The sequence below is a fragment of the Deinococcus budaensis genome (assembly GCF_014201885.1).
Taxonomy (GTDB): Bacteria; Deinococcota; Deinococci; order Deinococcales; family Deinococcaceae; genus Deinococcus; species Deinococcus budaensis.
In genome coordinates, this window is the sequence record NZ_JACHFN010000004.1 from 236,165 (window position 1) to 261,433 (window position 25,269).

General features: G+C 71.7%; 19 protein-coding genes. 9 read left to right on the forward strand and 10 right to left on the reverse strand.

The genetic code is table 11. The features are described from left to right. Positions 1-242: 242 nt before the first annotated feature. A complete protein-coding gene (locus HNQ09_RS07380; protein WP_343057654.1) occupies positions 243-1,244 on the reverse strand; it encodes a sugar-binding transcriptional regulator in 1,002 nt (333 codons plus the stop codon). Between the two features lie 212 nt (positions 1,245-1,456). Between HNQ09_RS07380 and HNQ09_RS07385 the strand changes: the two genes are divergently transcribed. From HNQ09_RS07385 to HNQ09_RS07395, 3 genes are all read left to right on the forward strand, one after another. After that, positions 1,457-2,284, forward strand: a complete 828-nt coding sequence (locus HNQ09_RS07385; protein ID WP_184027385.1) for an MIP/aquaporin family protein — start codon at positions 1,457-1,459, stop codon at positions 2,282-2,284. Positions 2,285-2,320: 36 nt separating this feature from the next. Further along, complete coding sequence (glpK, locus tag HNQ09_RS07390; protein WP_184027389.1) at positions 2,321-3,853, forward strand: glycerol kinase GlpK; 1,533 nt, start codon at positions 2,321-2,323, stop codon at positions 3,851-3,853. Between the two features lie 237 nt (positions 3,854-4,090). Next, on the forward strand, positions 4,091-5,665 hold the full coding sequence (locus HNQ09_RS07395; RefSeq protein ID WP_184027392.1) for a glycerol-3-phosphate dehydrogenase/oxidase: 1,575 nt from the start codon (positions 4,091-4,093) through the stop codon (positions 5,663-5,665). A 13-nt stretch (positions 5,666-5,678) separates the two neighbouring features. Here HNQ09_RS07395 and HNQ09_RS07400 read toward each other — a convergent pair whose 3' ends face one another. Together HNQ09_RS07400 and HNQ09_RS07405 are read right to left on the reverse strand one after the other, a co-directional pair. Continuing rightward, positions 5,679-6,974, reverse strand: a complete 1,296-nt coding sequence (locus HNQ09_RS07400; protein ID WP_184027394.1) for a hydroxyacid-oxoacid transhydrogenase — start codon at positions 6,972-6,974, stop codon at positions 5,679-5,681. Positions 6,975-7,117: 143 nt separating this feature from the next. Next, entirely contained in the window at positions 7,118-8,908 is a 1,791-nt protein-coding gene (locus HNQ09_RS07405) for an NPCBM/NEW2 domain-containing protein (protein WP_184027397.1), read from the reverse strand. A gap of 356 nt (positions 8,909-9,264) precedes the next feature. Between HNQ09_RS07405 and HNQ09_RS07410 the strand changes: the two genes are divergently transcribed. The 3 genes from HNQ09_RS07410 (at position 9,265) to HNQ09_RS07420 (ending at position 13,160) form a co-directional block, all read left to right on the forward strand. After that, positions 9,265-10,959, forward strand: a complete 1,695-nt coding sequence (locus HNQ09_RS07410; protein ID WP_184027400.1) for a long-chain-fatty-acid--CoA ligase — start codon at positions 9,265-9,267, stop codon at positions 10,957-10,959. Between the two features lie 135 nt (positions 10,960-11,094). Next, positions 11,095-12,714, forward strand: a complete 1,620-nt coding sequence (locus HNQ09_RS07415; RefSeq protein WP_184027402.1) for a sensor histidine kinase — start codon at positions 11,095-11,097, stop codon at positions 12,712-12,714. Further along, positions 12,711-13,160 (forward strand): response regulator, encoded by a 450-nt coding sequence (locus tag HNQ09_RS07420; RefSeq protein ID WP_184027404.1) that lies wholly within the window; start codon positions 12,711-12,713, stop codon positions 13,158-13,160. The genes HNQ09_RS07415 and HNQ09_RS07420 overlap by 4 nt, the downstream gene beginning before the upstream one ends. Before the next feature lie 43 nt (positions 13,161-13,203). Here HNQ09_RS07420 and HNQ09_RS07425 read toward each other — a convergent pair whose 3' ends face one another. Then, positions 13,204-14,703, reverse strand: coding sequence for an NADP-dependent isocitrate dehydrogenase (locus tag HNQ09_RS07425; RefSeq protein ID WP_184027406.1), 1,500 nt, complete (start codon positions 14,701-14,703; stop codon positions 13,204-13,206). Between the two features lie 147 nt (positions 14,704-14,850). Here HNQ09_RS07425 and HNQ09_RS07430 point away from each other — a divergent pair, with 147 nt between their 5' ends. The 3 genes from HNQ09_RS07430 (at position 14,851) to HNQ09_RS07440 (ending at position 17,311) form a co-directional block, all read left to right on the forward strand. Beyond that, positions 14,851-15,207 carry a helix-turn-helix transcriptional regulator gene (locus HNQ09_RS07430; RefSeq protein ID WP_184027408.1) on the forward strand — a complete coding sequence of 119 codons (357 nt, stop codon included), beginning with the start codon at positions 14,851-14,853 and terminating at the stop codon, positions 15,205-15,207. 307 nt (positions 15,208-15,514) lie between these two features. After that, entirely contained in the window at positions 15,515-16,531 is a 1,017-nt protein-coding gene (locus tag HNQ09_RS07435) for a TerC family protein (RefSeq protein WP_343057657.1), read from the forward strand. A 159-nt stretch (positions 16,532-16,690) separates the two neighbouring features. Further along, positions 16,691-17,311: a methyltransferase domain-containing protein gene (locus tag HNQ09_RS07440; protein WP_184027409.1), complete on the forward strand. Its 621-nt coding sequence runs from the start codon at positions 16,691-16,693 to the stop codon at positions 17,309-17,311. Between the two features lie 11 nt (positions 17,312-17,322). On the opposite strand, the gene HNQ09_RS07445 is transcribed toward HNQ09_RS07440, so the two are convergent. The 6 genes from HNQ09_RS07445 to HNQ09_RS07470 form a co-directional block, all read right to left on the reverse strand. Further along, positions 17,323-18,372 carry a zinc-dependent alcohol dehydrogenase family protein gene (locus HNQ09_RS07445; RefSeq protein ID WP_184027411.1) on the reverse strand — a complete coding sequence of 350 codons (1,050 nt, stop codon included), beginning with the start codon at positions 18,370-18,372 and terminating at the stop codon, positions 17,323-17,325. 119 nt (positions 18,373-18,491) lie between these two features. Next, on the reverse strand, positions 18,492-18,986 hold the full coding sequence (locus tag HNQ09_RS07450) for a universal stress protein (RefSeq protein WP_184027414.1): 495 nt from the start codon (positions 18,984-18,986) through the stop codon (positions 18,492-18,494). Positions 18,987-19,077: 91 nt separating this feature from the next. Then, positions 19,078-22,353, reverse strand: a complete 3,276-nt coding sequence (locus tag HNQ09_RS19240; RefSeq protein WP_184027417.1) for a carboxypeptidase regulatory-like domain-containing protein — start codon at positions 22,351-22,353, stop codon at positions 19,078-19,080. Between the two features lies 1 nt (position 22,354). Continuing rightward, the gene (locus HNQ09_RS07460; RefSeq protein ID WP_184027420.1) at positions 22,355-22,903 is read right to left on the reverse strand and encodes a hypothetical protein; all 549 of its coding nucleotides are present in this window, start codon (positions 22,901-22,903) and stop codon (positions 22,355-22,357) included. Further along, the gene (locus HNQ09_RS07465) at positions 22,900-23,757 is read right to left on the reverse strand and encodes a fimbrial biogenesis chaperone (RefSeq protein ID WP_184027422.1); all 858 of its coding nucleotides are present in this window, start codon (positions 23,755-23,757) and stop codon (positions 22,900-22,902) included. The genes HNQ09_RS07460 and HNQ09_RS07465 overlap by 4 nt, the downstream gene beginning before the upstream one ends. 284 nt (positions 23,758-24,041) lie before the next feature. Then, positions 24,042-24,962: a hypothetical protein gene (locus HNQ09_RS07470; RefSeq protein ID WP_184027424.1), complete on the reverse strand. Its 921-nt coding sequence runs from the start codon at positions 24,960-24,962 to the stop codon at positions 24,042-24,044. Positions 24,963-25,269: the final 307 nt, after the last annotated feature.

The window sequence follows — 25,269 nt, forward strand, 5'->3', positions numbered from 1 at the left end:
TCTGCGGCTCTGTGGCTGGCCCGTGGCTGAAGGACCCCGCTCCTTGCGTCCCGGCGAACCCGCTGTGGGCAGGCCGTCCAGAGAAGCGACCAGCGGAGTTCCGCCGCAGGGAAGACGGTACCCCCTTTGCCTGCACACAGGCCGCCGCCTACCGTGGTGACCCCTTCGTTCGCCCCAGGAGACCTGAGGGGTGCCGTTTCAGGTCTGGTGGTCACCGCGGTGAGACCTTCAAACTGAGGCTTTCAGGCGGAAGGTGAGCTGGGGTCGGCCTCTCCTTCCGGCGGGCCGAGCAGGGCGCGGGCGGTGACCTCGTCGGTGACCAGGGTGTTCAGCAACCGGCCAGTCAGGGCGGCGCGCAGGGCCGTCACCTTGCCCAGCCCGCTGGCGACGCAGATCGCGTGCGGGGCCTGGGCCAGACGCCCCAGGCTGGGGCCGCTGGCGCGGGCGTTGAGCGAGATGGAGCCGTAGCTGCCGTCCGCGCGGTAGAAGACGGTCGCCACGTCGCCCACCACGCCCTCGGCCTCCAGCTGCGCGAGGTCGGCGGGGTCGAGGGCGCCCGAAACGTAGACGTGGCTGGGGCGCCGGGCGGCGGGGCTGCCCACCGAGTAGAGCAGCACGTCGGCGCGGGCTTGCAGGTCGAGCACATGCCGCACGCTGCGCTCGCGCCACATCGCCCGCTTGGTCTCGGGATCGTCGAAGAAGGTGGGGACCGGAAAGAGGTGCGCGCGGCCCCCGTAGTTCTGGGCGAAGCGGGTGATGGTGTCGGTCACGAAGCCGCTCATGAAGTCCAGCGCGTTGGCGCTGCCGTTGAGCTGCACGAAGTCCAGGCCGTCCAGCCGCCGGGGCCGCAGCACCCGCGAGACGGCCTCCAGGGTGTTGCCCCAGGCCAGCCCGACCGTCTGCCCGGGCCGCAGCACGCTGTCGAGCAGGCTGGCGGCGGCGACGGCCACCCGCTCCATCCACAGGTCCTCGGGGCTGCCGGGCGGCACGCCGACAACCTGTGGGCGCAGGAAGGGGTAGCGCTCCCGCAGCCGCGCCTCCAGGCTCTGCGGATGGGCCTGCGGGTCGTGAATGCGGATCTCGACCAGGCCGCTGCGCCGCGCCAGGGTCAGCAGGCGGCTGACCCTGGGCCGCGAGAGACCGAGTTCACGGGCGATGGCGTCGGTCGTCAGGCCCTGGTGGTAGTAGAGCCGGGCCACCTGCACGGCGAGAACGGCGTGGCCGTCATGGGAGGCATCGGTCACGCCGCTCAGGATACGGCGCTGCGGCTCCTGGCCCGTACCCGCGAGCATGAACATGTGTTCGCCACCCCTTGACAACTGTTCAGCCGCCTCCAAAGATGAACGAACCGACAATGTGGCGCGGTGGAGGCGGGGCAGCACCCCCCCGGTGGCCGTCTGGACCCCCCGCCTCCCGAAGCCGCCCGGCCGCCGGGAGCAGTGTGGGGGGGAGGCACATGAAATTCACGCTGGCGCAGGAATTCATGGCGGAAGTGCTGGGCACCATGGTGCTGATTCTCTTTGGCGTGGGCGTGGTGGCGATGGTGGTGATCTTCGCCGCGACCGATCCGGCCGTGCCGGGGCAGGTCGTGAACGGCGGCTATACCAACATCACGCTGGGCTGGGGCTTCGGGGTGTTGATGGGGATCTTCGTGGCGGGCACGATCAGCGGGGCGCACCTCAACCCCGCCGTCACGGTCGCGCTGGCGGCCACCGGGCGCTTTCCCTGGAGCAAGGTGCTGCCGTATATCGCCGCGCAGCTGGTCGGCGCCTTTCTGGGCGCGGCCATCGTGTTCGCGGTGTACTCGGCGCGGTGGGTGCAGTTCGACCCTGACCTCGCCCGCACCGCCGGGGTGTTCAGCACCTTTCCGGCCGTGCCCGGGTTCTGGCCCGGCTTTATCGATCAGGTGGTCGGCACGGCGCTGCTGGTGGGCCTGATCCTCGCCATCGGGGACAAGCTCAACAACCCCGCCGGGGCCGCCTGGGGGGGGCTGGCGGTGGCCTTCGTGGTCATGGCGATCGGCATGAGCTTCGGTGGGATGCACGGCTACGCGATCAACCCCGCCCGCGACCTGGGGCCGCGCCTCTTCTCGCTGGTGGCGGGCTTTCAGAACACCGGCTTTTCTAACGGCGTGTGGCTGGTGCCGGTGATCGGGCCACTCGTCGGCGGCGTGCTGGGCGCTTTCATCTACGACTTCTTCATCGGTCGGCCGCTGGCCCGCGCGGGCGAGGCGGTCGTCGGCGAGCAGGGCGTGGACCCGGCCTACAACCTCGACCAGCGCTGACGCCCCTCTCCCCTCTTGCCCCCAAGGAGTTCTCCCATGGCCCAGTACATCCTCGCCCTCGACCAGGGCACCACCAGCAGCCGCGCCATCGTCTTCGACCAGGAGGGCAATATCCGGGCTTCGGCCCAGAAGGAGTTCCGGCAGATCTTTCCGCGTCCGGGCTGGGTGGAGCACGACGCCCTGGAAATCTGGAGCACCCAGAGCGGCGTGGCGCAGGAGGCGATCACGCGCGCCGGACTGCGGGCGGGCGACATCGCTGCCATCGGCATCACCAACCAGCGCGAGACGGTGGTGCTGTGGGACCGCCGCACGGGCGAGCCGGTGCACCACGCCGTCGTGTGGCAGGACCGCCGCACCGCCGCCTTCTGCGACACGCTCAAGGCACAGGGCCATGAGCCGACTTTCCAGCAGAAGACCGGGCTGATCCTCGACGCCTACTTCAGCGGCACCAAGGTGCGCTGGCTGCTCGACAACGTGGAGGGAGCGCGCGAGCGGGCCGAGCGCGGCGAACTCGCTTTCGGAACGGTGGATTCCTGGCTGGTCTACAAGCTGACCGGCGGCGAGCTGCACATCACCGACGCGACGAACGCCAGCCGCACCCTGCTCTACAACATCCACACCGGCGACTGGGACGACGAACTGTTGGGCCTGCTGGGCGTGCCGCGCGCCCTGCTGCCCGAGGTCCGCAGCAGCAGCGAGGTCTACGGCCCGACCGCCGAGGGGCTGTTCGGCAGCCGCATTCCCATCGCCGGAATCGCGGGGGACCAGCAGGCGGCGGCCTTCGGGCAGGCCTGCCTGGAGCGCGGCATGGCGAAAAACACCTACGGCACCGGCTGCTTCATGCTGATGAACACGGCAGATGAGGCGGTACCCAGCCACAACAAGTTGCTAACCACCGTCGCGTGGCAGTTGCCGGATGCGGGCGGCCAGGGCCAGCGTACCTACGCGCTGGAGGGCAGCATCTTCGTGGCGGGCGCGGTCGTGCAGTGGCTGCGCGACGGCCTGGGCATCATCCGGTCGAGCGGCGAGGTGGAAGCGCTGGCGACCAGCGTGCCGTCCTCAGAAGGGGTGTTTCTGGTGCCCGCCTTCGTGGGGTTGGGCGCGCCGTACTGGGACAGCTACGCGCGCGGCACGCTGGTCGGCCTGACGCGCGGCACCAAGGCGGCCCACATCGCCCGGGCGGCGCTGGAGGCCATCGCCTACCAGTCGGCCGAACTGCTCACCGCGATGGGCCAGGACAGCGGGGCGCCCCTGAAGGAACTGCGGGTGGACGGCGGCGCCAGCCTCAACAACCTGCTGATGCAGTTTCAGGCCGACATCCTGGGCGTGCCGGTCGTGCGGCCCAAGGTCACCGAGACGACCGCGCTGGGGGCTGCTTACCTCGCCGGGCTGGCGGTGGACTACTGGCAGGGCACGGAGGAGATCACCCGCCAGTGGCAGATGGACCGTACCTTCGAGCCGCAGATGGACCCCGGCGAGCGCGAGCACCGCATGAACCGCTGGCGCCGGGCGGTCGAGCGCAGCCGCGCCTGGGAGGAGGCCGAGCAGGTCGAGGCCGCGCCCGCGTAAGGCCCCGGGAGGGGGCGGGCGCGGCGTGGCCCGTCCGTCTCTGCCCTCCCTTCAGCAACAGCAGCACAGCCCCCCAGAACGCGCCCGGAACGGTTTCTCTCCGGGCGCCTCTGCACCCTGGACCCGCCCCGGCCCGCCTCCCGCAACCGTGTTCCAGACCATTGAACAGATGTGCAAACAGGCTGAACATCTGTTCAGATGGACCACCGCCTCCCCTCTGCCACCGAAAGGACTCCCATGACCACCGACCCCCGCCCCGCCGCCCTCGCCGCCGCCACCTCCGCCGACCCCTGGGACATCCTGGTGATCGGGGGGGGCGCGTCGGGGCTGGGCACCGCCGTCGAGGCCGCCACACGCGGGCACCGCACCCTGCTGCTGGAGGGCCACGACTACGCCAAGGGCACCTCCAGCCGCTCGACCAAGCTGGTCCACGGCGGGGTGCGCTACCTCGCGCAGGGCAACGTGTCGCTGGTGCGCGAGGCGCTGCGCGAGCGCGGGCTGCTGCGCCGCAACGCGCCCCACCTCGTGCGCGACCTGGGCTTCGTGGTGCCCGCCTACGACTGGTGGGCCGGGCCTTTTTACGGGGTAGGCCTGAAGCTCTACGACATCCTGGCCGGAAAACTGAACCTGGGCAGCAGCAAGTATCTGGACCGCGAGGCCGCACTGGAACGCACGCCGACCCTCCAGCCCCAGGGGCTGATGGGCGGCATCCTGTATTTCGACGGGCAGTTCGACGACGCGCGGCTGGCGATCACGCTGCTGCGGACGCTGGAGGACCACGGCGGCGTGACCCTGAACTACGCGCCCGTCGTGGGGCTGCTCCAGGACGGCAAGCAGGTCGTCGGCGCCCGCTTCCGCGACGCCGAGACGGGCCGCGAGTACGAGGCGCGGGCGCGGGCAGTGGTGAACGCGACCGGCGTATGGGTGGACGACGTACGGCGGATGGAGGACCCGGACGCCAAGACCATGCTCTCGCCCAGCCAGGGAACGCACCTCGTCGTGGACCGCCATTTCCTCCCCGGCGACAGCGCGATCATGATTCCGCGCACCGACGACGGCCGGGTGCTGTTCGCGGTGCCCTGGCAGGGCCACGTGGTGATCGGCACGACCGACACCCCGGTCCCCGAGGCCAGCTTCGAGCCGCGTCCGTTGGACGAGGAGATCGAGTTCATCCTGACGACCGCCGCGCGCTACCTCAGCCCGGCGCCTGGCCGCGCCGACGTGCGGAGCGTGTATGCGGGGTTGCGCCCGCTGGTGAAGAACGAGAAGACTGACGGGGCGGGGTCCACGGCCGCAGGGGCCACGGCGGCCCTCTCGCGCGACCACATCATCCGGGTCTCCGGGGGCGGACTGATCACCCTGACGGGCGGCAAGTGGACGACCTACCGCCGCATGGGTGAGGACGTGGTGGACCGCGCCGAGCGCCTCGCGGGCCTGCCCGAGCGCCTGACCGTGACCCCGGGGCTGCACCTGCACGGCTGGTCGCAGGAGGACCGGCCTGACCACTGGAAGGTCTACGGCACCGACGCCGAGCGGGTGCAGGCGCTGCCCGGCGCCGACCGCCCGCTGCACCCGGAGCTGCCCTACCGCGAGGCCGAATTGCGCTGGGCCGTCCGCTTCGAGCGCGCCCGCACGGTCGAGGACCTGCTGGCGCGCCGCACCCGCGCTCTGCTGCTGAACGCCCGCGCGAGCCTGGAGGCCGCCCCCCGCGCCGCCGCCATCCTGGCCGAGGAGCTGGGTCAGGACCAGGCCTGGGCCAACACGCAGGTGCAGCGTTACCGCGAGGTGGCGCGGGGGTACGTGCTGGGGTGAGCCGCCTTCCTCCCTACACCCAGTTGTGCAGCGAGTCGCGCAGAATCCCTTCCAGGTCCTCCGCCGTCGGCACCCTGGGCGCGACCGCCAGCAGGCGCTGCTGCTTCAGTGCGCCCGCCACCAGTGCGGGCAGGTCGGCCTCTCCGTACCCGAGTTCGGCCACGCCGCTGGGAGTGCCCACGTCGCGCATCAGGGCCAGCAGGGCGTTTGGCAGCGCCTCGGCGTCGTCGGGTGCGTACGTCTGCCCGGTCAGCAGGCTGGCGGCAAAGACGTGCTTGGCGGGGTCCGCCGCGAAGGTGTAGCGGAAGGCGGCGGGGGCCGTCACGATCACGCTGAAGCCGTGGGGGACGAACGGGTGGTCCGCCGGATAGCCCGGCGCGCGGTAGCTGTGGCGCAGGCCCGCAATGGGGTACGCACAGGCGTGCGGGATATGCACCCCCGCCGAGCCGAAGCCCACGCCCGCCATGGTGGCCGACAGCATCATGAAGCCGCGCGCCTCGAGGTCGTCCGGGTCTTGCACGGCCCGGCGCAGGTACTGGCCGCCGTAGCGCAGGGCCTGGGCCGACCACAGGTCCGCGACCGGGTTGCTGCCCTGGTAAGGGGGCCGCTCGGCGGGAGTCGCCGGACGCGGGCGGGTGGTGTAGGGGCGGCTGAGCAGGCTCTCGGCGGCGTGGCACACCACGTCCAGCCCCGCCGAGGCGATCACGCCCCCCGGCGCGGTGCGGGTCAGCTGGGGGTCCACGATGGCCTGGGCGGGCCGCAGGTAACGGTGGCTGATGCCGCTCTTGACCCCCAGGTCCGGCAGGTCGAGGATCGCCACGGTCGTCGCCTCCGACCCCGAGCCGGAGGTGGTGGGCAGCGCGAGCAGCGGGCGCAGCGGTCCCGGCGGAGCGCGCCCGGCGCCGATGGGCGGATTGACGTAGTCCATCACCGTGCCGCCGTGGGTGACGAGCAGGTTGGCGACCTTGGCCGTGTCGAGGGTCGAGCCGCCCCCCAGCGCGACGAAGCCGTCCACCCCGGCCGCCCGCGCGGCGGCGGCGGCCCGCTCCAGGCTGGCGAGGTCGGGTTCGACCCGGATGTCGGTGTAGACCACCGGGTCCACCCCGGCCGCCCGCAGGCTCTCCAGGACTCCCTGGGCCGCCTCTCCCCCCACCAGCGCGGGGTCGATCAGCATGAAAGCCCGCCGCAGGCCCAGCCGCGCGGCCTCCCACCCCGCGTCGGCGGCGGCGCCGGGGCCGAACTTGACGGGCGTGGCCTCGATGGTGAAGAGGGTTTCGTGCTCGGACGGGCGGTCGGGAAGCGTGGGCAAGGGAGACCTCCGGGACGGGGGTGGGAAGTGCAGCAAGCGGGCAGGACGACTTGGGCGCCAGTATTTCACCTTCACCCTGCACGGGGCGGGGCGAGCGCGCACCCTCTCGCCGCGCTCGCCCCACTTGCCGGATGCTCAGCCCTTCAGGGCCAGAAGCGGGCGCTTCCGGCGCTGACGACGACGATTCGGCCGTCCTCCTGGCGGACCAGGGCGCCCAGAGGCGTTTCCGCCCCGCTCAGGGCCACGGCGCCCAGTCCGGTGTTGATCTTGCCGCCGGTGCCGAAGGTGGTGTCCAGGCTCAGGTCAGTGTTGAGGCGCGCCAGTGCGTAGCCGTTCAGGCCCGTTCCGTCGTTGGTGATGGCACGGCCGCCCACCAGCACACGGCCATCCGGCTGGATCAGCACATCGCTCAGAATGTTCTCGTTACCGAATTGACGCGCGGTGAATTCCACCGCCGCCTGCCCCTGCAAGCTGCCGTCGGTGCGGTAGCGTTGCACCAGGCCCGGCGAGAAGAAGCGGCCATCGTAGCCCACCACGACGATCTCGCCGTCTGGCTCCAGCGCCACACCGTTGTAGATACTGTACGCGCCGCTGCGCACGAACCCCCGGCCCGCGAAGGTGAGGTCCAGCGCTCCCGCCGCCGTCAGGCGGGTCAGCAGCCCCTGCCGCCCGCCGCCCGGATCGTCGGCCTTCCCCGCGATCAAGATCCGGCCGTCCGGCTGAATCGCCACGGCGCGGGCCTCGTCCTCGGTGGCTTCCAGGGAATCCAGGCCGTCGAAGCGCTGCACCACGACCCCGCCCCGGCCGAAGCTCGGGTCGAGCTGACCCCCGGCGGTGTAGCGCACCACCGCGAGGTCCCGTGAGGGAATGGTGCCCTCAGGGACCGGCTGCACGGTCGTCCCCGCCAGCACGATCTGGCCGTCGGGTTGCAGGGCCACGGCGTAGGCGACCTCGGCGTCCAGGCTGCCCAGGTCGGTGACCACCTTGCCGCCGCTGCCGAACGTGGCGTCGAGGCTGAGGTCGGCGTTGTAACGCGCGGCGGCGAAGTTGTTCCCGCTGCGGCCCACGACCACGACCCGGCCGTCGGACTGGCGCGCCAGCGCGTACGCGGCGTCCTCGGCCCCGAGGTCGGTCTGCACCTGCTGCACGCGGCCGTCGGGAAACAGGCGCTTCAGGACGAAGTCGCCCCCCGCGCTGTCCGAGATCAATACGGCGCCGCCCGGCTCGGCCTGCGCGTCGGTACCGCCCACCTCGCTGCGCCCGCCCCGGCCGAAGCTGGTGTCCAGGCTGCCGGGCGCGGGGGCGCCGCTCGCCACGCAGCGGATCAGGGGCTGCGCCCAGTCGGCGTGGTCGTAGTGGATGTTGTCCCCGGCGTCGGTGACCACCAGCCGCAACTCGCTCTTGCCCGTGATGTCGAGGTCCACCCGCTTCGTCGCGCCCGCGCCCGTCAGGGTGCCCGAGCTGTAGGCCCTGGCCCCGTCGAGGTACACCTCGAACACCACGCTGCCGCGAGACCCCACCTCGTCGTCCACGCCGACATCGGCGGTAAAGCGGGTGCAGGTCGCGCCGCCGGTCCCCTTCAGGCTGAAGCGCAGTTCGCTCCCGGCATGGGTGCCGAAGCCGCGCTGGTACGTCTTGCCGTTCAGGGTGAGCGCCCGGCCGTCCCCGGCAAAGCGTTCGCCGTTGGAGCGGTCGATCTCGACCGGCCCCCAGCCGTTGCGGGCAGCCAGAATCGGCTCGTAGTAAAGGTTGTTCTCGCCGGGGGTCAGGCTCAGGGTGGTGAGCTTGCCGGCCGGGGCCGTGTAGGACCAGGGATAGCTGGCGCCGCCCGCGTAAGGGTCGGCCCCGGCCAGTGGGGTGGACTGCCCGCAGGAGGCCAGCAGCAGGGCGGGGGCGGCGCCCAGCAGCAGGCGGCGTGATGCACGGTGTTTCATCTCTTCTCCCAGGAAACCCACGGTGAAAGGAGGCTCAGGATAGCGGTGGGGGGGGAAACTGTGTGGGTCGAGGTCATCCTGCGCCCCGTGTGAGTTTTTTTACATTTAGCTGGCCTTCATGAGTGTGGAGCGCCCAGGTCTGGGGCTGCCCCCGCAGCCGACGTTACTCGTCACGTGACGAGCAGGGAGGGGGCGCGTGCGTGGCGGGCGGGGTTTGTCCTACACTCGGGGCACACACTTCTTCCGGCAGGCCCAGCTTCGGCAGGCCCAGTTCCCCGCAGGTTCAGCGTTCCGCTGTCCCCGGTTCCCGCAGCCCCGCCGTGGCGGCTGCTTCCCCCCACTCCTCCGGAGGCCCTATGACCCACCACCGTCCCCTGCATCCCCCCCGTCCCGTCGCGCCCGCCACCCGCAGCGTGGGGCACTACTGGCCTCCCGGCAAACCGCACAACCTGACGCTGCCGCAGACCGGGCTGATGCACAACCTGCGCGTCTCGGCCGAGCGCTACCCCGACAAGGCCGCGATGTGGTTTTACGGCCGCGAGCTGAGCTACCGCGAGTTGCGCGACTCGGCCGAGCGGCTGGCCGGGCACCTCACCGCGCAGGGGGTCGTCAAGGGCGACCGGGTCGCCGTGTGGCTGCAAAACAGCCCCGCCTGGGCCGTCGCCGCGCACGCCGCCTGGCACCTGGGGGCCGTGGTGGTGCCGCTGGCGCCGATGCTCCAGGCCCGCGAGTTCGGCTTTTTCCTGCAAGACGCGGGCATCCGGGCCGGAGTGGTGGGCGCCGAGCTGTACGAAAAGGCCAAGGCAGGCGGTCTGGCCCACGCGGTCGTGGCGAACGTCATGGCGGGGACCGACCCGGCGCGGGCCGGAATCCCCCTGCCGACCGAGCTGGACGTGACCCCGGGGCTGCAAGCGGGCGACGTGACGCTGGAGCAGGCGCTGGAGGCCGCCCCCGCGCCCGCCGCCGAGGTCACCCCCGACGACCTCGCCGTGATGCCCTACACCAGCGGCACCACCGGGCTGCCCAAGGGCTGCATGCACACCCACCGCAACGTGCAGGCCAACGTGTTCGGTGCCGGGGCCTGGGTGGACGGCACGGTGGAGGACGTGTTTCTGGCCTCGCTGCCCTTTTTCCACGTGACCGGCTTTATCAACAGCCTGCTCGCGCCCCTGAACGGCGGCGGCACCATCGTGGCGATGGCCCGCTGGGACCGCGACGCGGCGCGTGAGCTGATCCGTGACCACGGGGTCACCCTCTGGACGAACACGGCGACCATGGTGATCGACCTGATGGCGTCTCCGAACTTCGACCCGGCGGACCTGGGCAGCCTGCGCAGCGTGACGGGCGGCGGCGCGAGCCTCCCGGCGGCCATCGGGCAGCGGCTGCTCGACCTGACGGGCATCACCTTTGCCGAGGGCTACGGCCTGACCGAGACGATGGCGCAGTCGCACTCCAACCCCAAGGGGCGCCAGAAGCTGCAATGCCTGGGCGTGCCGCTGTTCGGGGTGGACGCGCGGGTGGTGGACCTCGACAGCGGCCAGGAGCTGCCTCCCGGCGAGGTCGGGGAGATCGTGATGCGCGGCGAGCAGGTCATGCAGGGCTACTGGAACCGCCCCGAGGCGACCGAGGAGGCTTTCATGCAGCTGGGCGGCCAGCGCTTTTTCCGCTCGGGCGATCTGGGCTACATGGACGAGGAGGGCTACTTCTTTTTCACCGACCGCCTCAAGCGCATGGTGAACGTGTCCGGCATGAAGGTCTGGCCCGCCGAGGTCGAGAACACGCTGCACGGGCATCCGGCGGTGCAAGAAGCCTGCGTGATCTCGGTGCCCGACGACCGCACTGGCGAACGCGCCCGCGCCCTCATCGTGCTGAAGCCCGGGCAGCAGGCGACCGCCGGGGAGATTGAGGCCTGGGCCAGAACCCAGATGGCGACCTACAAGGTCCCGCGCGACTACGTCTTTGTCGAGAGCCTGCCGCGCGGCGCCACCGGCAAGGTCGCCTGGCGGCCCCTTCAGGAACAGGCCCGCGCCGCCCTGGAGGGCCGGGCCTAACCTCCCGCCGGGAGGTGCCCGCCGGAGAGTGCGGCAAGGGAGAGGGGGCGGGCCAGGAACCGGCCGCTCCCTTTCTCGCCCGGTTCTCCCCCGGCGCCCCCAGCAGGACGCGGCCTCTGCCTACAATGCAGCCTGATGCCGCCCCTTGCCGCGCCACCCGCGCCCGCCAACGCCCCCCCAGCCCGCCCCCGCCCCGCCCCCAGCATCGCGGCCCTGATGCTGCGGGCCTTTTCGCTGCCGCTGCTGCTGCTGATCGGGGTGGCCGCCGCCGTGATCGCGGGGGTGGAGCAAAATGCCCGCAGCGCGGCGCTGGTCACGGCGGCCCAGACCCGCCTGACCCTGATCGAGGCCATCGCCGAGGATGTGTCCGAGCTGGAAAACGGTCAGCGCGGCTTCGTGATCACCGGCGACGAGACGTTCTTGCAGCCCTACGAGCGCGGGCGGCTGGCGCTGGAAGACGACCTGCGTGAGCTGGAGGCCCGCAGCGTGACCGACCTGCAACGCCGCAACATCGGCCGGATCCGCGCGCTGACGCGAGCCTGGAACGAGCGGGCCGGGCAGCCCGAGATCGCCGCGCGGCGCTCCTCGCTGGAGGGCGCGGCGGCGCTGGTGGAGGGCAGCGACGGGCGGCGCCTGCTGGAAGAAGCCCGCAGCGTGCTGGGCGAGATGCGGACCAACGAGAATGCCCGGCTGCGCGCTGCCGTGGCCGCCAGCACCGCGACCCTGAGCCGGGTGCAGCTGCTCACGGTGGCGGGCCTGCTGCTCTCGACCGCGCTGCTGATTCTGGCGGCCCTGCGCACCGCCCACACCCTCTCGCGCAGCGCCGCGCAGCTGATGGTGGGCGCGGAGGCGATTGCCGCCGGGGAGTACGGCGCCCGGCTGCCGCCCCTGCCGCTGCGCGAACTCAACGAGCTGGGCGGCCAGTTCCACCGCATGGCGGACGCCGTGCAAAGCCGCGAGCGGGCGCTGGAGGAAGCGGGCCAGGCTCTGCGCGCCAGCAACGAGGAACTCAGCCGCAGCAACCGCGAACTCGAGCAGTTCGCCTACGTGGCCTCGCACGACCTGCAAGAGCCGCTGCGGACCATCTCCAGCTACACCGAGCTGCTCGCGCGGCGCTACCACGGCCAGCTCGACGCCCGCGCCGACCAGTACATCGGCTTTACCACGGCGGCCACCGCCCGGCTCAAGAACCTGATTCAGGACCTGCTGGCCTACTCGCGGGTGCGCCAGTCGCAGCGCCCGCTGACCGAGGTCGATACCGCCGCGCTGGTGGAGGGGGTCATTCAGGACCTGCACGCCGAGGTCGAGGCCTCGGGCGCCACGGTCGAGCGCGGGCCGCTGCCCACCGTCCAGGCCAATCCCGACCTGCTGCGCCACATCTTCCTGAATCTGCTGGGCAACGCGCTGAAGTTCCGCGCCGAGGGCCGCCCGCCGCAGGTCCGGGTCTGGGCCGAGCCGGAAGTGGGCCGCCGGGAAGACGGCGGCGCGGCGGGCTGGGCCTTTCATGTGCAGGACAACGGTATCGGCATCGAACCGCAGTATTTTGAGCGGATCTTCGGGGTCTTCCAGCGCCTGCACGGGATGGACGAGTTTCCCGGCAGCGGCATCGGCCTCGCGGTCGCCCGCACCGCCGCCGAGCGGCACGGAGGCCAGTTCCGCGTGCAGAGCACCCCCGGCGCAGGCAGCACCTTCACCTTCACCCTTCCGCCCCCCACCCGCCCGCCCCCCGGCCCACAGGAGACCTCCCCGCCATGACCCCTGCCCCCAAAGCCATCGAGATCCTGCTGGTCGAGGACAACCCGGCCGACATCCTGCTGACCGAGGAAGCCTTTGAGGAGGCGCACTTTCCCCACCGGCTGCACATCGCCCGCGACGGCGTCGAAGCGCTGAGCTTCCTGCGCCGCCAGGGTCTCCACGCCGGGGCGCCCACCCCCGACGTGATCTTGCTCGACCTGAACATGCCGCGCATGGGCGGCCTGGAGGTGCTCGACGTGCTCAAGGCCGACGACGCCCTGCGCAATATCCCGGTCGTGGTGCTCACCACCTCGCGCGCCGAGAGTGACATCTGGCGCAGCTACAACCTGCACGCCAACGCCTACATCCCCAAACCCGTCACCATCAGCGAGTTCGTGGACGTGATCCGCTCGTTCGGCTCCTTCTGGTTTACCACCGTGGCCCTGTCGCCCAAGCACCAGCCCTGAGCGGCGGCCCGCCAGGAGGCGCCGGGCCGCGCGCTCCCGGCCCTTACTGTCCCTGGCCCAGCGAGTAGCCCGGCGCCCCGTCGAAGGTGTAGAGGTGCTCGGTCTTGATGAAGTCCAGCCCGGTGCCCAGCAGGCGCTCCAGCAGCGCCAGCACGTCCCCGTGGGTCACCGGCCCCTCGCCCAGGAAGCGGCAGCGCCAGTGGTCGGCGTGGTAGGTCTCGGGAAAGCCCTGCGGCCACACCTTGACGCCGCGGTTGGTAATCATGCTCAGTGTCAGGCGCTCGGTCTGGGCCGCTTGCAGCACCCCGGCGAGCACCTCGGGGTCGCGCCCGGCGTCCGACCACTCGAAGAAGACGTCAGTGCCGACAAGTTGTTTGGCGATGGGGGGCCGCGTGACGGGCGGGCGGTCGAGCGCCGGGGCCTGGCTGCCCAGCGCCGCCGCCGGAAGGTGGACCGGGCGCTGGCCCAGCCGCGCGACCACCGCCTGGGCAAAGGCCTGGGTGCCCACCACCTCACGGGTGTGCTCGCCCGCGATGTCGGGGGTATGCACGCCGTCTTCCAGGGTCCGCAACCAGGCGTTCTGGATGCGCTCGGCGCACGCCGTCTCGCCCAGGTGCGCCAGCATCAGCACCGCCGCTTGCAGCAGGCCGCTGGGGTTGGCGCGGTCCTGTCCGGCCAGGTCGGGGGCCGAGCCGTGGATCGCCTCGAACATCGCGAAGCGCTCACCGATGTTGGCGCTGCCTGCCAGCCCCACCGACCCCGCGACCTCGGCGGCCACGTCCGAGAGAATGTCGCCGTAGAGGTTCAGGGTCACGATCACGTCGTAACGCTCGGGGCGGGTGGCGACCCGCGCGGTGCCGATGTCGATGATCTGGTGCTCCCTCTCCAGCTCGGGGTACTCGGCGCCGATCTCGTCGAAGACCCGGTGAAAGAGGCCGTCGGTCAGCTTCATGATGTTGTCTTTGGTGAGCGCCGTGACCTTGCGCCGCCCGTGCGCGCGGGCGTACTCGAAGGCGTAGCGCACGATCCGCTCGCAGCCCTCGCGGGTCACGAGTTTGAGGCACTGCACGACCTCGCGCGTCTGGCGGTGCTCGATTCCGGCATAGAGGTCTTCCTCGTTCTCGCGCACGATGACGAGGTCCATCGCCGGGTGCAGGGTGGGCACGAAGGGCGCGTAGGCGCGGCAGGGCCGCACGTTGGCGTACAAACCCAGCGTCTTGCGCAGGGTCACGTTCAGGCTCTTGTAGCCGCCGCCCTGCGGGGTGGTGATGGGGGCCTTGAGCAGCACCCCCGTGCGGCGCAGGGTCTCCCAGGCGCCCGGATCGAAGCCCGAGGTGTGCCCCTGACGGTAGAGGTGCTCGCCCATGCCGACCTCGACCGGCTCGATGGGGGCGCCCGCCGCCGCCAGCACACGCAGGGTCGCGCGCATGATCTCGGGGCCGATACCGTCGCCGTGCGCGACCGCGACCGGAATCAGGGCGGGGCGGACCGCCGTGGGCGGCAGCGATTCGGAGGGATGGGCAGAAGTCTGGGACAGGGTCATGGGGAGCCTCGCTTCCGTTAGACTCGGCTTGGCCATGTCTAACGCGAATCAAGATACACGAAACGTTTGTCGTATGTTTGAGGTCGTGACTTGGACTGCGTATAGACCGGGAAGGGCTGGGGTGGGCAAGCCAGGGGAGCAGGGCGCATGAGGACTTCCTCCTCCAGCAGCGCGGGAACGCCGCCCGCTGAGCGGCCAGCCGAGGGCAGCTGGACCTTCCTGACCAACCACACCCACGTGCTGCTGTGTCTGGCGCAGGGAGAAGGCAGCACCCTGCGCGAGGTGGCCGGCCGGGTCGGCATCACCGAGCGGGCGGTGCAGCGCATCGTGGCCGACCTGGAAGAAGCCGGGGTCCTCAGCAAGGTCCGCGAGGGCCGCCGCAACCGCTACCGCATCGACACGTCGCGCCCGCTGCGCCACCCGCTGGAGGCCCACCGCAGCCTCCACGACCTGCTGAGCGTGCTGGGGCCGCCCGACCCGCTGCCCGGCCCGGAAGACGCCTGACCCACCGGCCACGGCCGCCGGTTGGTCTTGCCCTAAGGCGACACGAATAACCGGAATCCGGAACCGTGATTCAAAGTACAGTCGCGGCCACGAAATCACGGCATTATCTTCCAAACGCCAGGGGAGTACGCCACCTTGCCCCGTGGGGCAGGGCGTTCGGGATCGTCAGTTCGGGTGAGAAGCTCGCCCCGGTCCAGAACAGCAAAGGCCAGACCTGGGCAGGCCCCGTTCCCGCGCCTGTCCGTGGATGGCCCCCGCGCCAGCACACGTCCAGCCGGGACGCGGCCGAAAGGGCTTCGCTGTGGACGTGCTGGCTGGCGATGTGCTGACGACCCTGTGGCTGGGCAAACCCGCCTGGATGTGGCTGATCTTTCTGGTGCTGGTGGTGGGGCTGCTGGCCTTTGACCTGGGCGTGCTGGGCCGCCGCCGCGCCGCCAAGCAGGCCCAGGAAGGGCCGCAGGAGATCGGGGTGGCCGAGAGCCTGAAGCTCAGCGCCTTTTACATCCTGATCGCGCTGGCCTACGGCGGGTGGGTCTGGTGGGCACTGGGCGCCGACAGCGGCCTGGCGTACTTCACCGGCTTCGCGGTGGAAAAAGCCCTGGCGCTGGACAACGTCTTCGTGATCAGTGTGATTTTCGCGGCGCTGGCTGTCCCGCGGCACCTGCAACACCGGGTGCTGTTCTGGGGCATCCTGGGCGTGATCGTGCTGCGGGGCGTCATGATCGGGCTGGGCGCGGCGCTGGTCAGCAATTTCGACTGGGTGATGTGGGTGTTCGGGGCCTTTTTGCTGCTCACGGGGGTGCGGCTGCTGTTCGTGAAGGGCGGACACGCGGCCCCCGACCTGGAGCGCCACCCGGTCGTGCGCGCCCTGCGGCGGGTGATGCCCATCAGCCCGAAGCTCGACGGCGAGAAGTTCGTCACCCGCCTGCCCGACGCGGCCGGACGGGTGCGCCTGCACGCCACGCCGCTGCTGCTGGCGCTGCTGCTGGTCGAGTTCGCGGACCTGGTCTTCGCGGTGGATTCCATTCCGGCGATCTTCGCGATCACCCAGGACCCCTTTATCGTGTACACCAGCAACATCTTCGCGATTCTGGGCCTGCGCGCCCTGTATTTCGCGCTGGACGCCCTAATTCACCGCTTCGCCGCGCTCAAGCCCGCGCTGGCGCTGGTGCTGGTGTTTATCGGCGGCAAAATTTTCTACAACCAGTTTTTCGGCAAGCTTGACCCGGCGATCAGTCTGGGCGTGACCCTCGCCATCCTGGGCGGCGGCATCCTGGTCAGCCTGTGGCAGACGCGCAAACCCAGCGCCCGGCCCCAGGCCTGACGGCTGCCGCAGACCCTCAGGTCGGCCCCTCAGTTCGGCTGGCCCCCCCCTTCGCCCCTGGGGTGGGGGGCCACTTGCTGCCGGGAGGACACGGCGCCCGCCCCCGCACCGCAGGACTTCGCACGCTTGTCCGGCGACCCGCCCGGCACAATGGACCGCATGAGCCGCCTGCCCCCGGAGGCCTTCCGGCGCCTGGACGAGACGCCCGACGAGGCGTTCTACCGCCAGCCGCGCTTTGTCACCCACATCGACGACGCGGCCATCGCCGCCGTCACCACGCTGTACCGCGAGTTCCTGCCGCCGGGCGGCGCGATTCTCGACCTGATGAGTTCGTGGGTGAGCCACCTCCCGCCGGAGGTCGCCTACCGCCGGGTGGTGGGCCTGGGCCTGAACCGCGAGGAGCTGGCCGCCAATGGGCGCCTGGACGCCTGGGTGGTGCAAAACCTCAACCGCGACCCCCGGCTGCCCTTCGGGGACGGGGAATTTGACGGCGCGGGGCTGACCGTCTCGATCGACTACCTGACTCGCCCGGTCGAGGTTCTGCGCGACCTGGGCCGGGTGCTCACGCCGGGCGCGCCGGTGGTGATCACCTTTTCCAACCGCTGTTTTCCCACCAAAGCCGTCGCCATCTGGCACGCGCTGGACAGCGCCGGGCAACGGGCACTCGTCGCGGGCTACCTGCGGGAGGCCGGGGGCTGGCAGGAGATCACCTCGCACGACCGCAGTCCGGGCGCGGGCCACGACCCGCTGTACGCGGTGACGGCCCGGGCGGGGCGGTAGGCTTTGGCCCTTCAGCCTGGCAGCGAGCGGTCCACCACCGTGACGCCGGTCCCCACGAAGCGGTCCATGTTCACCAGCGCGTCGATGGCGCCCGCCAGCGGAATGCGCTGCCCCAGCAGACGCTCAGGCCGCAGCAGGCCGCGTTCGATCATGCCGAGCATCCCTGGATAGGCGTGGGCGGCCATGCCGTGGCTGCCGTAGATTTCCAGTTCGCGGGCGATCACCCGGTCCATCGGCAGCGGCGGGCAGCGCTGATCGGCCAGCAGCAGGCCGACCTGCACGTGCCGTCCGCGCGTCCGCAGGCTCTGGACCGAATCGAAACAGGTCCGGGGGTGCCCCAGCGCGTCCAGCGAGACGTGGGCGCCCCCGCCCGTCAGGTCGCGGATGGCCCCCGGCACGTCGGGCACCGCGCGGCTGTCGAGGGTGAGGTCGGCACCCAGCTCGCACGCCCGCTGCAATTTGGCGCCGTCGATATCCACCGCGATCACCCGCGCCCCCAGCGCGTGGGCGATCAGGACGGCCGAGAGGCCCACGCCGCCGCAGCCGTGGACCGCCACCCACTCGCCGCCCCGGACCCTCCCCTGCTGCGCCACCGCCCGGAACGAGGTGGCGAAGCGGCACCCCAGGCTGGCCGCCGTGACGAAATCCAGGCTCTCCGGCAGCCGGACCAGGTTGCCGTCGGCGTGGTGCAGCGCCACGTACTCGGCAAAAGACCCCCAGTGGGTGAACCCCGGCTGAAACTGCCGCTCGCAGACCTGCTGGTGGCCCGCCTGACACTCGCCGCAGCGCCCGCACCCCGAGACGAACGGCACCGTGACCCGGTCGCCCACCTGCCAGTTGCGGGTGCCCGCGCCGACCGCGACCACTGTTCCGGCCAGCTCGTGACCGGGCACATGCGGCAGCGCGATGTCGGGGTCGTGGCCCATCCAGCCGTGCCAGTCGCTGCGGCAGACGCCGGTCGCCGCCACCTCCACGACCACCCCGCCTTCCGGCGGCGCCGGGTCGGGAACGGTGACCAGCTCGGGGCGCGCCTGAAACTGCCGGTAGAGGATGGCCTGCATGGGCCGACTGTAGCGGCTGACAAAGAGTGGAGCGGCAGGTGGAGCCGCTCCGCGCCAGGCCAGGGCATTTTAGGGGCAGGCCCGCGCGGCCCGGATTTGCCTGTGGCCCAGCCTCCAGCTCAGACGGCGTTTTCTTGCGGCTCGGCGGCAGGGGCTTTCGCGGCAGTCTTGGGATTGCGGACGAGCAGGACCGGAATCTGGACCTTGCGGAGGACCGCCCCCGCCACGCTGCCCAGGAAGAAGTTCGCCAGCCCGCTGCGCCCGTGGGTGCTCATGACCACCAGGTCCACGCCCCGGCGCTCGGCCTGGTCGGCGATCACCTGCGCGACCGGCTGGCCGGTGCCTTCCAGGCACAGGACCTGCGTGCCAGGATAGTCGATGCTGCGCCGGGCCTCGTCGAGCAGGTGGGTGCCGTATTCGAGCAGGCGCTCGCGCTCCTCGTCGTAGTCGTAGGCGTAGGCGGCGCCCTCCGCGAAGACGCCGGTCGGGGCCGGGGGGAGCACGTACAGCAGCGTCAACTGGGCACCGTATTTGCGGGCGAGGTCGGCGGCGGTGGGCAGCGCCAGATTCCCGAGGGGACTGCCGTCGGTCGTCACCAGGATGTGTCGGAACATACCTTCCCTCCTTGCCCTCAGGGTGGGTCCTGGCTGTTACGGGGTCATTACCGCTGGCTCCCCTCTCCCCCGCAGGCGCCGCTGCCGCCGTTCAGGGGCGGCCCAGCACCCGGTAGGCGGCCTCGGCGCGCGGCTCGCCGTCCACCAGCAGGGTCAGGGTGTGGGAGCCGGGCGAGGCCGGGGCCGCGAGTTCGGCGGCGTAGCTGCGGCCCGGCCCGGCGCTCAGGTCGGTCACGCGGCCCCCGGCGTCGCGGACCTGCACCCGGGTCACGGCGCCGTAGACCACGGCGCGCAGGGTCAGCACCTGGCCGGGCAGGGCGTTGTAGGGGGCCACCTGAAGGCTGGCGGCAGGCAGGGCCGGGTCCACCAGCAGCAGCGCCCGCTCCTCGGCCACGCGGCGGTCTCCCTGGCGGGCCACGATCTGCACCTCCAGCGGCGTCTGCTGGTCGGCGGGCAGGGTCAGGGTACCCTCCCAGACGTTGCCGCCGGTGTTCCTGAGGACCAGCGGCGTCGGCAGGCCCTCGACCACCACGCTCTCGGCAGCCACGCTCTGGGCAGCGCCCCCAGCAGCGGGGTCAACCTCCACCCGGACAGGCAGGGTGGTGCCGGGGGGCAGGGCCTCTTCCGGCAGGATCACCCGCAGGCTCAGGCCCTCCGTCTCCACCCCGCGCAGCTCGGCGTTGCTGGCCAGAACGGCGTCGTGGGTCAGCAGGGCCTCACCACTCGCCAGGGTCAGCGGCGCGGGGCCGGGCACCCGGTAGAGCGCCGGGTCGGCCTGGAGGGTCAGGGTGTAGGTCCCGAAATCGAGGCCGCTCAGGCGGTAGTACCCGGCCCCGTCGCTGACGGCGCCGTGCTCGCCGACCGCGCCCGCCAGCCGCACCTCGGCGCCCACCACGGGCCGCCCGCCCTCGTCCGTCAGGCGGCCCTGCACCGAGCCGACCTGCCGCACGGGAACCTCCACGCTGACCGTCTCGCGCCACTTCACCTCGGCCGCCGGAAGGGCGGGAATCAGGAACTGCGCGAGCACGTCGCCGTCCAGGCCCACCTCGTAGCGGCCGGGGGTGAGCAGCAGGCTGGCCTCGCCCGCCGCGTCCGTGCTCAGGGGCTGCCCGCCAACCAGAAAGCGCGAGGCCACGCCCGGCTCGCCCGCGTCGCGCGCGCCGTTGCGGTTGAGGTCCTCGAAGGCCCGCAGCCGCAGGGTGCCCGCGTTGCGCCCGCCGAACAGCGCCACCACGGCGTCCGGCGTCCGCACGGCCCCCGAGGGCGTGAAGCGGCCCCCCACCGAGAAACGGGTGCGGCTGCCCGTGCGCTCGGCGCTGGCCTGCACCTGCAAGGTCGGCAGCAGCTGGCCGGTGGCGCTGGCTCCGTAGCTCAGCTCTGCGGCGCGGCCCGGCGCGCGGCTGTAGCCCAGCAAGGCGCCCGCCGACCACCCGCCCCGGCCGTAGCCCACGCTGCCGCGCACGCTCTGGCCCAGGCCCAGGCCGCCCCGGTCCAGGCGGTAGTCGGCCGAGAGGTACAGCCCGCGCTCGGGGCGGTAGGCGGCACTCAGGGTTCCGCGCAGCCCGGAAGCGCCGTACTGCACGCTGCCCGCCACGCTGAAGGGGCCGCGCAGGTAGCCGGCCCCGGCGCCCGCGTAGACGCCGCCCGCGTAGCCCACCAGCCCGCTGAGCAGCAGCTCGCCGGACGGCTGCGGCAACGCGGCGGTCAGCTGCGCGGCGCCGCTGAGCTGGCCCCCCTCGTAGTCGGCCTGGCCGCCCAGGTACAGGTCGCCCACCGCCAGCGGCCACTGCTTCAGGGCGCTGAACCGGGCGCGAAAGCCACCACTGCCGTAGCCCGCCTGCACGGCGGCGCGGAAGTGTTCGTCGGGGCGGTAGGTCGCCTGCCCGCCCAGGTCGTAGCGCCACACGCCCCCCAGGCTGCTCACGCTGGCGCCCACGCTCACGCCGAAGGGTTCGAGCTGGCGCGAGCTGACCTGCACGCTGAGCTGCTGCTGCTGCCCCAGGCTGTCGAAGCGGTACTCCTGACGCAGCAGCAGCAGGGCATTCTCGTAGTCCAGGCGCTCCAGCACCCCGTAGCCCCAGCGGGCGCCCAGGCGCAGGGCGCTGACCTCCAGCGTGGGCGTGAAGGCGCCCAGGGCGCGCGTCCAGCCCACCCCGAAGGCATTTGCGCCCGGTTCCCCGAAGGTGTGGGTGGCCGACAGGTACAGGCCCGAGCGGTGCGACACCCGCCCGCCGACCCCGTAGGTCACGCCGCCTTCCCCCACGTCCCGCGCCACGCTGACCCCGTAGAGGTAGTCGCCCCGGCGGTACTCGGCGCCCAGGTCGAGCTGCGACAGCCCCGAGCGGCTGCGGGCCGTGACGCTCAGCCCCCCCCAGTCGAGCTGGGCCAGGCCGTCGTCGCGCCAGGTCCCGTCGTCCAGGCGCCGGGCCGCGTAGCCCACCCCGCCCGAGGCGTAGTCGCTGAGCTGCCCGCCGACGCCGACGCCGAAGTTCCCGCCCCAGCTCAGGCCCGCCGCGTCCCCGACGGGGTCCGCGCCCCCCGCAGGCGGGGCGGGCAGGCCCGGCAGGGTGGGGACGCCCGTGACCGGGTCGCGCGGCAGGGTCGCCCGCGCCCCAGCCTCCCGCGAGACCTCGGGCGCCAGGGTGGCGCTCCAGGTGAGCTGGGGGCCGCCGCCGCGCGCCGGGGGGGTGCCGACACTCAAGGTCAGCAGGCCCTCGCGGCGCAGGGCGGGGTCCACGCTGCTCTGCGCGCGCAGGGTCAGGGTATCGGCGTTGCCCAGGGTGCTCTGCGTGTAGTCCAGCCTCACCTCGGCGCTCTCGCCGGGGCCGAGGGTCAGGCGCTCGGGGGTCACGCTCGCGCTGCCCTCCACGCTCAGGCGCAGGGTGTCGCGGGCGTTGCCCAGGTTGGTCACCCGCGCCGTGAAAGTGCGCCGCTCGCCGGGCCGCACCTGCGCGGGGTCCGGCAGCGTCAGCGCGAAGTTGGGCTGCGCCGCCACGACCACCGTGACCGGCCAGCGCACCTCAGCCCCCCCCGCACCCGTCAGCGTGAACACGAGGTCGTGCGGCCCCGCTGCGGCGTCGTCCGGCAGGTGCAGCGCCAGCAGGGCCGCGCCGCCTGCCGCCAGGTCGAGTTCCGTGGTCAGCAGCGCCCAGTCGCGCGGCAGCGTGGCCGTGACGCGGTAGGTGCCCGGGGGCTGGTCCGGCAGCCGCAGCGGCAGGGTCAGGAAGTCGCCGGGCAGGGCCTCCAGGCGGGCCGGAGCGGACTGAACCGGGGAGGTCTGGGCCGCTCCCCAGCCCGCGCCGCCGGGCAGGCTTCCCAGGCCGAGCAGCGCCGTGAGCACCAGGGTCTGAGCAGGAAGGGGCCGCACGTCACTGCGCCTCCACGGTCCAGCTGAGTTGAATCTGGCCCACGCCCGCCGGTTCGTCGCCCTCCAGCCGCAGCCGCAGCGCGATCTCGAAGGTGGCCTGGCCGCCTGCGGGCAGCAGCGCCACGACTTGCAGGCCCCGGCTGGGCTGCCAGGGCGCGCCGTTCACGCTGTACTCGATGCGGTCGGCGGGCAGGGCCGACCCCCCCGCGACCGGCGGCACGGGCTGCGCCCGCAGCACCAGCACGGCGCGCGGCAGGCTGGTCGCCACCGTCAGGCGCAGCGGCCCGCCGCCCCCCCCCTCCTCGGCCTGCATGGGGTAATAGGCGGGGTGGGCGCGCGAGAAGGGACCTGCCGGGGGGTAGGCGGGGCCGAGCCGGTCGCCGGGGCGAAAGGCGACCTTCAGCGTGAGCCGCTGGCCGTCGAGCAGCAGCAGGGGGGTCCCGGCCACCGGGGCCGTCTGGGCGACCGGAAGGGTGACCGTCTGCGCGAGGCCGGGGGGGGTCGCCCCCAGCACCCCGCAGAGCAGCAGCGCCGCCGCGCGCCTCTTCATTTCACCACCAGCCCCGTCTGGCCGGTGAAGAACTTGCCCTTGGCGTACTGAAGCGCGATCAGCACCTGGTACTGCCCCGGTGCCAGGGCCGCGCCCGCGTTGCCGCTGAAGGTCCGGGTGTAGCCGGGCAGCGCGACGCTCTCGTCGATGGGCAGGGTGGCGACCGTCTTGCCCTGGCTGTCCACCACCTGCGCCCGTCCCGCCGCGCGCACCAGGCTGCTGCCGGTGTTTTTCACGCTGGCGCTCACGCTGAGCTGCCCGGCGGCGTAGCTCGCCCCCACCCCGCTGAGCTGGGCGGTCAGGCTGGGCGTGCCCACCTGCACGTAGATGATCTGGCCCACGTCGATGGCGTAGTTGATGGACACGCCGTTGTCGCCCTTCAGGCCCGCGCCGTAGGGCGCGTCGCTGCGGAAAAACAGCACCCCCCAGTACAGCCCCGGCGGGGTGCCGGGCGGCACCTGCACGGTGTAGCGCACCTGCTGCTTTTGCCCCGGCGCCAGCGTGAACTGCGCGGGCGTGAACTGGAGCCAGCGCGCCAGGCTGTTCTTGCTGCTGCCGGGCGACAGGAACTGGGCCTGACCGCTGGGCGGCAGCACAAAGTCGCGCAGGTAGGGTTGAACCACCATCGCCGCCTCGCCCGAGCGGGCCGGGTTCTGCACGGTCACGGCGTGGTTGATGGTGGCGCCGGGTTGCGCCGCGAGTTCGACCCGCGACACGTCCACGCTGACGCCCGAGGCGGCGTGGGCCACTCCGGGCATGCCCAGCGCGAGGGTCAGCAGCACGCCCCGGGCCACCCGGGCCGGGGTCAGCGAGGAAAGCAGGTGGGAGCGGAGAAAGCGGGGGGCGTGCAGCATGGGATGTCCTCCGGAGAAGCAGCCAGCGAAGAGAACGGAGGGCCGGGGCGTGCGGACAGAAACGGGAGTTTCCGGTGTTGTGGCGGGGCGCGGCAAAGGGACCAGCTCGGAAATGGGGGAACAGCAGCAAAAGGCCAGCAAGAAAGGCTAAGGGGGAACGCGGCACGCCCCGCGACGCGTTCCCGGGATTTACGCGACTGTCTCCGCTGCGGGGAAGCGGGGAGGGGGGCCGGAGGGCCGGGGGCGCGCGCCTCGGCACAGCCCCGCCCCCCCGGCCAGGGCACTCAGAACTGGCCGACCAGCTCGAACTTGACCTGTGCCCTCTTGACCCCGGCGGTCTCGTTGCCGTCAAAGACCAGCGCCTCGACGATGTAGTCGTCCAGCCAGCCGCCCGTGGTGGTCTTGGCGGCCGACCCCATCGCAAAGGCGTTGTCGAAGGTCAGGGTGGTTTTGGCGCCGGTGGCGGCGTTGTACAGCACCTCGACCTTCTTGGGGTTGGCGGTGTTGCTGGCGAGGCCGGTCTGCGCCACGCGGTCCCCCACGATCAGGGTGGGAAAGCCGGGGGTGATGGCCGCGTTGCCCTGGCCCTGAAGCGAGACGTTGAAGGTCCAGCCCTTGGGCGAGTTGGTGAACTTCTCGACGACCTTGCGGTTGAAGCAGACGATCGGGCCTTTCCACGAGACCTTGCTCATGTCGCGGCTGTCGTACTCGATGCCGGGGTAGCGCTTGACCGGCACCAGCTTGTTGTAGAGGCCGCTGCCGAAGCTCGTGTCGAACTTGAGGTCTCCGGCAAAGGAGTACTTGTTGTCGGCGCGGTCCACGCCGTCGCCGGTCCACCAGCTGCCGCCCGCCCGCAGCAGGCCCAGCAGGTCGTAGGTGTTGTCGCGCCCGGTGGTCACGTCGTGCTCGCCCGCGCGGTAGCAGTCGCAGTCGTTGCCCCGGTCGTCGAGCTTGGCGAGGTCCACGTTCCAGCTCGTCTCGTGCAGGTGCATCGCCACGATGGCCGGGATCGAGACGGTGATGTCCTCGGTCAGCGTGCTGCTGAGCGCACCCTTGTAGTCCGGGGCCTTTTCGGCGATGTTGACCCGGTCGCCCGTCGTGGTCATGGCCGTGCACTCGGGGGCCGTGCAGCTGCCCCCCTGCGCCGTCTGGGCACCCGCCTGAGAAGCCAGCAGCAGCGCACCGATAATCCAGAAGTGTTTCATGTCCCTCTCCTTCCTGCCTGAATGCGGGGCTTTGGGCCAGGCAGCGGAGCGAGATGCCCCGTTGCTGGCGTGAGAGTAATAAAGGTCACGTTAATCCCAGGCTAATTCGGGGCTGATCACGTTAAAGCTCTGCACACGCCGCTCTCAGCTGGCGCGATGGGCGTCCGTATCTACCGAGCTGCCCGCACTTCTTCAAATTAAGGACCGTGAAGCCTGACCGAAATCTCTGGGGGGAAAGTCGTCTCTGAGGCAGGCTGGCCGCTTGGGCACGCCACCACTGGGGGTATGGGGCGGGGGGACCCAGCCG